Source organism: Dehalococcoidia bacterium, assembly GCA_035574915.1.
Taxonomy (GTDB): domain Bacteria; phylum Chloroflexota; class Dehalococcoidia; order DSTF01; family WHTK01; genus DATLYJ01.
The window spans coordinates 1-11767 of record DATLYJ010000056.1 but is presented as its reverse complement, the minus strand read 5'-3'; the positions used below and the strand labels follow the sequence as shown (position 1 = coordinate 11767).

Here is an 11767-nt window from a genome sequence, read left to right as displayed (position 1 = left end):
GCCGAGGCCGCGCGCGCCGCCGACGAAGTCGCACCCGCCCTGCGCCCTGCTCGCTTCGGTCCCGTCTTCGGTGCCACCGTCCACCAGGCCATCGGCCTGCTCCTGCGCGAGCCCGCGCTCGGGCCCGCCGAGGCCGTCCGCATCGCCGCCGCGCACACCGGGCTCGCCGCCGACAGCGCCTCGACGCTCCTCGCGGAAGCCGCCGCCGACGTCGCGCGCGCCTGGCAGGCGCTCGCCGCCGAGGGCCTCGCCCGGCCTGCTGGCCCCGACCTCCAGCTCGAGTACCCCGTCGCCGGCCCCGGCCCCGCCGGGACGCTCGTCGCGGGCTACACCGACCTCGTCGCCGTCACCGGCGACCGCGTGGACGTGCTCGACTTCAAGACCGACCCGCCGCCTCCCGGCCCCGTCGAGGCCGCCTACCCGGAGTACGTCCGCCAGGTCCGGCTCTACGCCGAGCTCCTCGAGGCCGCCGGCCTCCTGGCTGCCCGCCGGCTGCGCTGCGGCCTGCTGTTCACGTGGGACGGGAGGATCCGGTGGTTGATTGATCATTCACGCCATGAATGATTATCATTCACCGCGTGAAGGTTCTCCCTCGCGTCGTCGGCCGCGCCCTTGCCGACCGCCTGGCCGTGATGCCCGCCGTGGTGGTGACCGGAGCGCGCCAGACCGGTAAGAGCACGCTCGTGCAATTCCTGGTCCCGGCCCCGCGCCAGTACCGTTCGCTGGACGACCTGGACGTCCTGGACGCAGCTCGCCGCGACCCTGACATCCTCGTGGAGGGACGCGAGCCGGTGACGCTGGACGAGGTGCAGCGTGCGCCGGAAGTGCTCAGAGCCGTGAAGCGCGCCATCGACCGCCGCCGCACACCGGGCCGGTTCCTGCTCACCGGGTCGGCGAACCTGCTGCTCATGCGCCGTGTGTCCGAGTCGCTGGCGGGCCGGGCGAGCTATCTCACGCTCTGGCCCATGACGCGTCGCGAGCAGCTCGGGCTCGGCGCCTGCGGCCGGTGGGAGGAGCTGCTCGCCGCCCGGGATGCCGAGTGGCGCGACCTGCTCGCGGATCGGGATACCGAGCCCGCCGACTGGACGGCGCTTGCGCAGCGGGGTGGCTTTCCCACGCCGGCACTGCACATGAAGAGCGCCGCCGATCGCCGCATCTGGTTCGACGGCTATGTGCGGACGTACCTCGAGCGGGACCTCCAGGATCTCGCCGCCATCAGCGGACTGCCCGATTTTCGCCGCCTGATGCGCGCGGCGTGTCTGCGCCTCGGTCAGCTCCTCAACCGGGCCGAGCTCGCCCGTGACGTGGGGCTGCCGCAGCCCACGGTGCACCGGTGGCTCAACCTGCTGGAAATGTCGTACCTCGCTGTGCGGCTCCCGGCCTATGCCGTCAACCGCACCAAGCGGCTCATCAAGTCACCTAAGCTCTACTGGGCCGACACGGGACTCGCCCTCCACCTCGCCGGCGGGGACGAGCCCTCCGGCGCCCATCTCGAGAATCTCGTGCTCGCTGACCTGCTGGCCTGGCGCGACGCACGGCTCGAGCCTGCGGAGCTCTGCTACTGGCGCACCGCCAGCGGCGAGGAAGTGGACTTCGTGATCGAGAGCCGCGGCCGGCTGCTGCCGGTGGAGGTCAAGGCTACGGCACGCCCGCGTCTTGCGGACGCGGCCCATCTGCGTGCCTTTCGCACGGAGTACGGAAAGAAAGCGCGGGCCGGCCTCCTGCTGCATACCGGCCACACGCTCGAATGGCTCGCGCCCGACGTGCTCGCCGTGCCGTGGTGGAGGGTACTGTGAACCGCGCTGGCCTCGACCTCCGGCGGGGCTCATTACCCGGCGACGGCGCCGCGCTCTTCGCCGAGGTCGCCGGGCGGTGGGAGGCGGCCGCGCGCCAGGCCGCGCGGCCGAGGTTCCGGCCCGTCGGCGTCGCCGAGGCCGCGCGCGCCGCCGAGGGCCTCGCCCGGCCTGCTGGCCCCGACCTCCGCCTCGAGTACCCCGTCGCCGGCCCCGGCCCCGCCGGGACGCTCATCGCGGGCTACGCCGACCTCGTGGCCGTCACCGGCGACCGCGTGGACGTGCTCGACTTCAAGACCGACCCGCCGCCCCCCGGCCCCGTCGAGGCCGCCTACCCGGAGTACGTCCGCCAGGTCCGGCTCTACGCCGAGCTCCTCGCGGCCGCCGGCCTCCCCTCCGGCCGCCGGCTCCGCTGCGGCCTGCTGTTCACGGGAGGATCGAGTGGGCGGAGCCGTCAGCGGGATCATGTCGGCGGCCGGTTCCCGATAGGAGCCCGAGCCCTGCGCGCTCCTCGGACGCCAGGCGATTTCACTGCTCAAGGATAGATGGCGCGAAAGAACTCGGAACTGGCAGACATTCATGATCCGCTCAACCGGGGAACGAGTATGAACCTACCTACCGAGACTCAGGCCATTTTCATCACTGCTTGTTCAGGCGAGAAGCAACCCGGCGGCGACGGTCAACCCTTCTCTCGGCTCGGTCCCCATGACTACATTTTTCGCTCACTCCACGCGGAAAGAGCCGGGCTGGTCCGCTTCTACTCGGAATTGCCCAAAGAGAGAGCTGGCGCGTTCTACAAGTCCGGCAGGGACTCCGTGAAAGTAGCGCGGGCCTGGGACACGAACCAGGCCCTGTCGGACAAGCCGACCATGCCGGCGGCGAGAAGGTACTGCGGCCAACTCTACTCCGCCTTGGGCTGGCCCGTCGACCAGCCACCGGAGGCGAGAGGCGCTCTCCTCATCGTGTCTTCGATGTTCGGTCTCATAGGGCCCCAAGACCCGATACCGGAGTACGAGCTGATCAGCACGGACCAGGCACCTAGCGGTCGCTCAGTGAAACTCCTTTGGCGCGACGCCCTCGGAGGAAGCGGGTTTCAGAACGAGTTCATCGCAACGTTTCCGCGGATCAGGTATGTCTATCTGCTTTTGAGCGACCGATACCGCGAGGCCGTCGAGGCCCTCACGAGAGGCTATGAGTCCTATGCCGTCAACGTGCCAGGAGGCAGCACCGGTGTGAGCCCGCGCCGCTGGGGCCGGGTCGCGCGGCACGCCTTATCCCAGGGTGCGTTTCTCCCCGAACACGTTAGAAAAATCGCTGAAGGTGTTGGTTGCAGCCTCCAGAGGCTGCCATGACCTCGGAGCAACTGTGCGCGGCCCTGCACACGCTTCTGGACGCGCTGCCGATGCACCACGCGCCAGGACCCGGTCTCCCCGACAACGGTCTCTATTTCTTCTACGAGGACGGCGAGGTCTCCGACCACACGGGCCTCCCTCGCGTCGTCCGAGTCGGGAACCATCCGAGAAGCCAGAATGGCTTGGTTAGCCGCCTGCGACTTCACTATTCGGGGACCAAAAACAGCAGCGTCTTCAGGAGGCTTCTCGGAGGCGCCCTCATGCGCCGGGCAGATCCGGACCACCCCTGCCTCCAGCCCGCGCCTGGAAAGGGACACTGGGAGAAGCAGAGCGCAAACACTTGCGTGCGGTGTCGTCCGACTGAGGCTGAGGTATCCCGCCTGTTACGCGAGAAGTTCCGCTTCAGGTGCGTGCGGATCGACGACATGAGGGAGAGAAACGACTTCGAGGCCAGGCTGATCGCCTGCCTCTCCCAGTGCCCGAGGTGCCATCCCTCCGCCGCGTGGTTGGGCCAGTATGCCTACAGCCAGACCGTTCGCGACTCCGGCCTCTGGAACTCGCAGTATGTGCGTGCTCGGCGCGAGTTCGGTGAGCGCGACCTGAAGCGGATCGAGGTTCTGGTCAAACAGAGCATTTCATTGGCCAGCCCGATATGATCGAAAGGCCCCTCGCCCCGCGCTAGGATCTCCTTGACCTGGGAGCCTCGGGCGAAGATCTGTGAGTCCGGAGAATCTGGCCGGCCTTTTCCCGCAGGCCTGGCCGTCTAAACAGCCCGGAGGGCCAGTCTCCGGCATGCTGCGTGCCCACAGCTCCTGAATTTGTGGGAACGCAACGAAAGCGCTCATTTTCTTCTCCCAAAGATCTCGAGAAAGGCCTGCACCGAAGCTGCCAGATCCGCGTCCCAGCGGACGACGATGACGCGATACCCGCGCGCAACCAACTCGCGGCGCACGTATTCGTCAAGAGGCCGCTGATCTGCGGCATCATGAGCGGGACCTTCGCAGAAGACGACGACGTTCGGCTGGTAGAAGAAGTCCGCGATGCAGCGGGGCTCCTGGATGGACTTCTAGACGTCGTCCGGCAAGAGGTGACCGCGCTCGGCCAGAAAGTCGAGAAACTGCCGTTCGAAATCGGACTGAGTGCGAGAGCGGAGGTAGCCCAGGTGCTCTCCTTGGCTGCGGGAGCCGATCCGCTGGCGGACCCGGCACGTGGTCAGCTGGCGGAGGAAGTCGCGGATGGCCCGCCGGTCCAGGAAGCGGGCCTCCAACTGGTTGGCGTAGCTCAGCAGGCACTCGTAGCAGCCCTGCACGCAACGATCCGTTTGATCGCGGCCGTCGCGGTCGTAGTGGCAGATCGAAAGCGCCGTCTGGGCCACCTGGGACGGCCATCGGTTTACTCGACCAGTCGCCCCAGAAGCAGCGCTGCTGGATGTCGCCGATGTTCAGCTCGTCCTCGCCCTCGGCGTGGGTGCCTCCCGGCCGGCAGGCCCGCGGCCGGAAGCTGTCGTGCGCCGCCAGGTCCGAGAACCACCGGTGGACCTCGACCTCGCTCCGCCAGCCGTAGGCGACGACGGCGGCCTTCTAGTCGTCTGTCCCGTCACGGCCAGAGGTCACGAATACTCCGACACCGCCGCTGGAGCCTGAACTCGACCGCATGTTTTTCGTACGACATTTTCAAAAACAGGCCGGCCGGAATGCGCGGAAGCTCATCCTTGTCCCGGCCAAGGACATCACACCACCACTCAAACAGTTCCCGGTCGCCGCGCGACTCGTGGCAACCAGCGCACGCGTACACGAGGTTATGGACGCCGACCGGGCCTCCGAGTCTACGTGGAATGATTTCCATGGGGGCCGTAGGCCCGCGGCGTCTGCAGAATGCGCAAGCTCCGCTTTGCTGGGACTGGCGCTCGATCTCACGATCATAGTCCGACATTCTCAGCTCGCCGTCCTTCAGCCGCCGGTAGCGATCCATAATGAACCGATAATTGTCCTTCTCGCCCGCTGCCGGAGCGATGATGAGCTTCGCGTAGTAATACAGGATAAAGTCGTGAGCAGTCCGTGGCACCGCCGGCGGCGGCATCTCTCACCTGGAGGGAAACAGGTCGGGCCACAGAGCCCGCAAGAGATCCTCCAGGTCCTCGACAGGTGTTATCTCGATCTGCTGGCCGATCGGCGTTCCCTGTCCATCGGGTTTCATCGCGCCGAATCTCTCCGCGCATTCCCGCGACATGTAGACCCGCTTCACTCGGCCCCGCTGGGGCCCGCTGACGAGCTGTGCCAGGGCAGCAAGATAGGCTGGCTCGGGCGGGCGCACGCGGCGAGTGAGGTCGAGCTCACCGACAAACAGCGTATCGGGCGGCACCGGCTTGTGGAGGTACGAACTGAGCAACGCCAGGGCGATCGGCAGATCTAGCTCTTCACGGTATCGTTGCTGACGGGGAACATAACAGTTGATCTCGTAAGAAAGGTCGGTCAAGTCGACCTCTTTGAGGCTGCTCAACACGCTCAGCAGTTGTCGGACCTTCTTTCCGGGAAGGAACGGCGCGTTGAGTTCGGGGCGGGCTCCGTACCTTGGCAGGCTGACCGACGCCTGCCCCTCGGCCAGTTCGTCTCCGACTCCGGCATATCCATAGACCGCACTGCTTCGGGCCGACGTATGCGGTGATTCCATGAGACGGCCTCGGTCATCCATCATAAGGACGAGAGGATCGAGCAGCGCCGGTCCGAAGCGGTTCTTGGGTACGAAGAATGGCCGAAGCCGAAAGGCTCGACGGACGTACATGATGCAATCGACGTTGTGCTCCAGATCCTTCGGCCCTGCGATCTGCCCCTTTTTCGTAACGTGCCCGATCAAAACCGTGATCAGACCTTGCGCCTTCGCATTCTCTGCAAACTCGTAAAGCGCTCGGTACTTCCGCGTGGCCGAGGCAGAGAGCCCGCGTCCTTGGACCGAATCCAGGACGATGGTTTCGACTCCGTAATACTCCTCCCCGGCCGTGAGCACCCGTCGCGCCAGAAACCGCGGCAAGCTGTCAAGATCTTCCACGGTGTCGTCGAGAAAAAAGTTGTTCAGGATCGCCGGTGACAGGGGTAAGCCGGGTCGCCCATGAATGCGATTGACCGCACGCTTTAGATCACCCAATCCCTGCTCGGTCGTCAAATAAAGAACCTTCCGATTCTGATGCGCCAGCTCTCCGAGCAGCTGAATGGCCAGCGTCGTCTTCCCGATTCCGGGCTCGCCGGCCAGGAGGTATACACCCCCTCGAATCAGGCCAGGATTGATCGCGCGAGCGAGCCACGGGATCGAGGGAATCTCGATCAAATCAGGTCCCTTGCTCGCGATGTCCTGGATCCTCGGCATCTGCTACGACCTCCCCGCGACGCGCCTGGGACGACTGTCAAAACGACTTTCGCTCGCTGCCGACCATTCGGGCACGATCACGATATTGATTATAGATTCGTGGACACCTGGGACCAGTCTTTGATCGCGGGCTCCGGAACCAACGGCTCTGCGATCGACACCAGATATCTTACGAGGGCCCGGCGCAACCCTCCGACGCCGCCGGGCAGATCACGCTTCGAGCGCGCCACGGCGAGCCACGTCAACGATTCTGGACCCTTTGGGCGGTCGGGCGCGGCCTCGGCCGACGGAGCGTCCCCCGGGGACGGGTCAGCGTCCCCCGCCTGGCCTTTGCCGCGCATCGCCGCTGACGCCAGCGCGACGCTCGGCTCGCCAGGTCACCAGCCGTAGACCTCGACTCGGGCTTCCGGCCTGGGATCCGAGACAGCTGCGTCTGGATCCCCCGGACGGGCGAGCGTACGGAGTAGTTCTTTCGCGACCTCCGCCGCTCGTTCCAGGCGCCGCCGGGCCTGGTCGCCCGACAGCCCGACCGCCTCGGACTGCACGTCGGACGACGCCGGCTGTCCGACGAGCCTGGCCAGGCCGGCGAAGGGGTAACCCGAACTGACCACAAGACGCCAGGCTGTCTCGAGATCCTTGATCCCGTCGAGAACCATCCGGCACGCCGTAGCAGCGGCGAGCGTCAGGCGGGCACGTTCCTCCAGCGCGGCGCGCTGGTCCTCCGCGTGACGGCGCGTCTGGATCTCAGCGCGGTGCGCCTGAGCCTCCGTCACGCTGTGGATCTCTCGCGTGGCCTGTTCCAGAATTGACGGCGTGACCTCGGATGGAAGGCCCTCGAGCGCGCTACGCAGATCGCGAAGTGTGCTCACGAGCTCGGCGCGATCCGGACCCGGCCGATACCAGCGGACAGCGCGGTCCGCCGTCACCCTGACGAGGCCGTGCCCTGCAGGCCGGCCGACCGGGGGTTCGACCAGCTCAAGGACCTCGTTCAGCAGAGCTTCGCCGGGTGTGAGCAGCCGCACGCGCCCGGGATGTGCGTCCGCGATTGCAGGGTCGAAGGTAACTTCCCACAGCCGGCCGCGCAGGTCCAGCTCGAACGCTCCGGCGATCTCACGATGAGGCGTGAAGCGCCCACCCAGGCTGCTCGTGCGCAAAGCGGCTTCGAGTTCGGGTAAGGTCAGCGGGGCTGGACCTTCGTCGCCGATCGGAGGGGGCTCGGCCGCGTCATCCAGCGAAAGGGCGGAGGCCTCCTGCTCCTCGAGCGCGTGCTGAAGTTCAGCGATGAGCCGGTCCAGCACTGGCGCACGGTCGGCGTGCCGGGCCGTGACGGCTTCCTCGATGACCGACGGGATCCGGGCCAGGATGGGCTGGAGCTCTCCCACCACGGCTCGGAACCAGCCGATCCGCGCCTCGAGCGCCTTATAGACGCGAGCCTCCACGGTGGGCTCTCCACCAGGTCCGACGACGAAGTAATGCCGGATCCAGACATCGGGGTGATGCTGCCCGATGCGGTCGAAGCGGCCGATCCGCTGTTCCACCCGCATCGGGTTCCAGGGCATGTCGTAGTTGATGAGGACGCCGCAGGTCTGGAGGTTGAGGCCCTCGCTCGCGGCCTCGGTACACAGCAGCACCTGGAGGTCGCCGGTGCGGAACGCCTCCTTTACCTGCTCCTTGCTGACCTCGACCCACCGGGCGCCGTCCCACCGCTCCCCGCCTCGACCGGAGTAGCACGCCAGGCGCCGCCCGTAGAGCCCGACCAGGCGCTCCCGGATGGCGTCCATCGTGTCGGTGTAGTGGGTGAAGATGGCGACGCGGTCGCGCTGGGCCAGGAGTGCGCGTAGATCCTCCACGAGCGCCTGGAACTTGGTATCCGCCCCCAGGCGACGAACCTGGTCCAGGACCTCCTCCACGGCGCGCAGCTCCCCTTCGAGCAGGCGTTGCAGCCCGGGCGGAAGGCGACCTTCCCGAGCATCGGACTCGAGGTCCTCCGCCACGTCCTCGTCGAGGTCTGCCTCCTCCGTATCCTCGTCCGTCAGCCCGAACGCCGGGCCGCGAAGCTCGAGGAGGTACGCCCTGCGCCGCTCGAGGCTCCGCGCCAGGGCGGCGAAGGACGAGGTGAGACGACGACGGTAGACCGTCATGATGAAGCCGAGCCCTTTGCGCTCGCCCTCGTAGCGGTGGTAGAAGTCGGCGACGTAGTCCTCGACGCGCTGGTAGAGGCCCCATTCCTCGGCCGTCATCGGGATCCACCGCGGCCTGGGATCGCGCGTGGGCACCGGCTCGGCGAGAAGGCCCTGCCGGTGGTAGCGCCGGAGCTGCTCGCGGGTCGTACGGAACATCCGCTGGCCGAGCGGCGAGGCGCGTCGGCACGCCTCCAGCAGCACCGCCCGGGCCGAGGGGGAGAGACTGGCCGCCGTCTCCGGCGGGCGCCGACCAGCCAGGAGGTCCCCGATGCGGTCCCACTCGACGACGCCCACACGCTCGCGTGCCGCTCCGCCCACGAGCGCCTCGAGAGACGTCCCGTCGAGCGCGGCCGCCGCCAGGCGGAGCAGGAGCGCCCAGTCCACGGGCTGGCCCGCGCGCGCGGCCCGCAGCTCGTCGAAGAAGCGCAGGAACCGCCGCTCCGACGCGGCCCAGGCACCCGGGAGCTGGAGTTGACGCAGCAGGTCGAACACTTCGACCGGATGGAGCTGAAGCGGGGTCGCCGTGAGCAACAGAAGCCCGCGGGTGCGGCCGGCCAGGCCCGGGCTCTGCCCGTCGCCTTCGAGCAGAGCGAGCAACCGGTTGGGCCGGTAGCGCTCTGTTCGGAACTCGCGTCGCCGGGCGTGGTGGGCCTCGTCCACGATGACGAGATCCCAGGGATCGGCCGCGAGCACCTCCTGGACGCGGTCGCGCCCCTTGGCGAGCTGGCTGCTCGCGAGGAGGACCGGGTAGGCGTTCCACGGGTTGCCCGGCGGAGCAGGAATCTCGCCGAAGTAGTCGTGGAACCCCGCCCCGTCGTAGCGCGGAATGTTCAGCGCGAACTTTTCGTAGAGCTCCTCCTGCCACTGGCGCAGGACGCTCCGGGGCACGAGGATCAGGCAGCGGCGGACTTCCCGCGACAGCAGGAGCGCACGCAGCACGAGCCCGGCCTCGACCGTCTTGCCGAGACCGACTTCGTCCGCCAGGAGGAAGCGCTCGGGAAACCGCCTCACGACTTCCCGGACGATTCTCGCCTGGTGGGGCCACGGCCGGATTCCGGCGGTCTGGATGCCCAGACGGTCGCCGCCCGGCAGGAGGGGTCCGTCCCGCAGGAACTGAAACAGGATCCGCTCGCGCTGATCGCTCGGGATGGCACGCGGCGCCGGCGAGGCGACCTCGACCTCGAGCGGATCCTGCCCTGGCGGCTCATCCGGAGCGAGCCGGATCAGCCGCTCGCGCACCGCCTCCGGCACGGGCAGCGCCCGCCAGCCCTCCTCGCGGCCTTGCCAGAGGCGCTCGATCCGCTCCGCGACCTGGAGGAGGTAGGGCCGGGAGGATTCCCAGGACGTATAGACCATGAACTGCTCGTAGTTGTGGAGCCAGCCGCTCGGCGTTTCGTTCGCGCTCCCCGAGAAGGCGAGTTGGTGGCCGCACGGGTCGGTGAGGAGTCCTTCCTTGGGATGGAAGTAATCGGCGGCTTGATGGGCTGGAAGGGGACGCCCGTCCGGTCCGGTGGGCAGGACTACGCGGATGTCCAGCGCTCCGTGCGCCACCATCCAGGCGAGCGCCTCGAGACGCCGGCGCGCCGGGTCGGTCGGATCGCGCTCGAGTGAGGCGAGCACCTCCAGGAGGCGCTGCTCGACGGCCTGCCCCAGGGCGTCCTCGCCCCGCTCGATCGCGCGCACGTCCTCCTCGGAGAGCGCCGCCCCGACCAACAACCGCATCCGGCCGCCAGCACGGATCAGACTGGCGAGGCCCGCCGCGGCGATGGCCAGCGCCCCAGAGGAGAAAAAGCCCGCTGTGCGCGCGTAGGCGATCGAGCGGCTCAGCGCGGGAATGTACAGTTCGCGCAGGCGGTCGTCGGCCGGCCCGTAAGAGATCTTCCAGCCGACGGTGGCCAGGCAACCCGGCATGGGTTTCGTGTCGTCAGGCCCGGGGGTTGGTCGGATCGACCGTCACGGCACGAGCGTCAGGCCGGGAATCTCCTGAAAATGCCTGCGGTTCAGAGTCATCAGCGGGAGACCACGACTCAGGCAGCAGGCCGCGATCCAGCCGTCGTTCGCGGAAATGGCGCGTCCGCGCTTTTCCATCTCGGCGACCAGCCGTCCCCACGCCCGCGCCGCATCGGCGTCGTAGGGGAGGACGACCACGTTACGGAGCCACCCTTCCAGTCTCTCGAACCTGCGCTGACCCCAGCTCGCCTTGTAGGCACCCTTGAAGAACTCGCCGACCGTCACGAACGTGATGCAGAGCGTCTTCGAGACCACGTGCTGACGCATGTCCGCCGGAAGCCGCTGAGCCTGAAGTGCTGACGCGACATCCGTATCCAACACGAGATAGTCAGGCACCTCGACGGTCCCGGTCCGCCGTTCTAGCGCTGTAGATGTCGGCGAGAAACGCGTCCAGCTCCTCGGGCGACTCCCAGATATCGGCGGCCAGTTCCTCGACGCGTGCCAGTGGCGCGACACGTTGCATCGCGGCCAGCTCTTCAGTCGAGATCGATTCCCAGAACGACGTCGTTGTTCCCTCGGTGCCCTCCCAGTCGAGAATTTCGATGTCGGCAATCACGAGCCGCTTGATCCTGGACGTATCCGGATCGACCTCCGCCTCCCCCGTGACCCTGACGTACTTCGTCAACGCATCCAGAACCGCCTGGCGGTGTGCCTCGTCGAACGTGCACTCGACCGGCGAGCCCAGCGGGGGATGCACGCGGCATCGGGTCGCCGCCTCCTTGAAGTCGGCCATCAAGAGTCGGCCCTCGACCGTCCGGCGGTTCCTCACCCACCGCGTCGCCAGCCGGGCGAACCGCTCTGCGTCCGATGCATCGAGACGTGCCGATCGCCGGCCCCCGCCGGTTTCCAGCGAGACGGACACGCTCTCGATCCCCCGCCGGAACAGCCCGGTCGTCTCCCGCAGGGCGAGCACGACCCCCACATCCCAGGCGGGTGGCAGCTCCTCCCGATCCCGGAACTCGATCAACCCGGCCACGAGCCGCTCGGTCGCTTCCTGGCCTGGATCCATCCCTTCGAGCTCGAGCTGCTCCCGCCGGAGCTCCAGAGCCACGACGACGCTCCCCGGCTC

The 11767-nt window shown here is 67.7% G+C and carries 11 protein-coding genes; 5 read left to right on the top strand and 6 right to left on the bottom strand.

Annotation, left to right across the window (positions count from 1 at the left end; all coding sequences use genetic code 11):
* The 5 genes from VNN10_05335 to VNN10_05315 form a co-directional block, all read left to right on the top strand.
* A partial coding sequence (locus tag VNN10_05335; GenBank protein HXH21431.1) for a PD-(D/E)XK nuclease family protein occupies positions 1–564 on the top strand: 564 nt, incomplete at its 5' end.
* A 14-nt stretch (positions 565–578) separates the two neighbouring features.
* Positions 579–1796 carry an ATP-binding protein gene (locus VNN10_05330; GenBank protein ID HXH21430.1) on the top strand — a complete coding sequence of 406 codons (1218 nt, stop codon included), beginning with the start codon at positions 579–581 and terminating at the stop codon, positions 1794–1796.
* Positions 1793–2338: a PD-(D/E)XK nuclease family protein gene (locus tag VNN10_05325; protein HXH21429.1), complete on the top strand. Its 546-nt coding sequence runs from the start codon at positions 1793–1795 to the stop codon at positions 2336–2338. Before VNN10_05330 ends, VNN10_05325 begins: the two co-directional genes overlap by 4 nt.
* Positions 2339–2560: 222 nt before the next feature.
* Positions 2561–3145, top strand: a complete 585-nt coding sequence (gene yaaA / locus VNN10_05320) for a peroxide stress protein YaaA (protein HXH21428.1) — start codon at positions 2561–2563, stop codon at positions 3143–3145.
* Positions 3142–3801, top strand: a complete 660-nt coding sequence (locus tag VNN10_05315) for a hypothetical protein (GenBank protein HXH21427.1) — start codon at positions 3142–3144, stop codon at positions 3799–3801. The genes yaaA and VNN10_05315 overlap by 4 nt, the downstream gene beginning before the upstream one ends.
* Positions 3802–4211: 410 nt before the next feature.
* Here VNN10_05315 and VNN10_05310 read toward each other — a convergent pair whose 3' ends face one another.
* From VNN10_05310 to VNN10_05285, 6 genes are all read right to left on the bottom strand, one after another.
* The gene (locus tag VNN10_05310; protein HXH21426.1) at positions 4212–4520 is read right to left on the bottom strand and encodes a hypothetical protein; all 309 of its coding nucleotides are present in this window, start codon (positions 4518–4520) and stop codon (positions 4212–4214) included.
* 221 nt (positions 4521–4741) lie between these two features.
* Complete coding sequence (locus tag VNN10_05305) at positions 4742–5224, bottom strand: hypothetical protein (GenBank protein HXH21425.1); 483 nt, start codon at positions 5222–5224, stop codon at positions 4742–4744.
* Positions 5225–5227: 3 nt separating this feature from the next.
* The gene (locus VNN10_05300) at positions 5228–6505 is read right to left on the bottom strand and encodes an AAA family ATPase (GenBank protein ID HXH21424.1); all 1278 of its coding nucleotides are present in this window, start codon (positions 6503–6505) and stop codon (positions 5228–5230) included.
* A 377-nt stretch (positions 6506–6882) separates the two neighbouring features.
* On the bottom strand, positions 6883–10599 hold the full coding sequence (locus VNN10_05295; GenBank protein ID HXH21423.1) for a helicase-related protein: 3717 nt from the start codon (positions 10597–10599) through the stop codon (positions 6883–6885).
* A gap of 42 nt (positions 10600–10641) precedes the next feature.
* Entirely contained in the window at positions 10642–11034 is a 393-nt protein-coding gene (locus VNN10_05290) for a type II toxin-antitoxin system VapC family toxin (protein HXH21422.1), read from the bottom strand.
* A partial coding sequence (locus tag VNN10_05285) for a hypothetical protein (protein ID HXH21421.1) occupies positions 11027–11767 on the bottom strand: 741 nt, incomplete at its 5' end. The genes VNN10_05285 and VNN10_05290, both read right to left, overlap by 8 nt.

Bases quoted from the DNA above. Each gene is read 5' to 3' on its own strand.
- VNN10_05315 (HXH21427.1), top strand. From the start codon at position 3,142: ATGACCTCGGAGCAACTGTGCGCGGCCCTGCACACGCTTCTGGACGCG.
- VNN10_05305 (HXH21425.1), bottom strand. From the start codon at position 5,224: ATGCCGCCGCCGGCGGTGCCACGGACTGCTCACGACTTTATCCTGTAT.
- VNN10_05300 (HXH21424.1), bottom strand. From the start codon at position 6,505: ATGCCGAGGATCCAGGACATCGCGAGCAAGGGACCTGATTTGATCGAG.
- VNN10_05295 (HXH21423.1), bottom strand. From the start codon at position 10,599: ATGCCGGGTTGCCTGGCCACCGTCGGCTGGAAGATCTCTTACGGGCCG.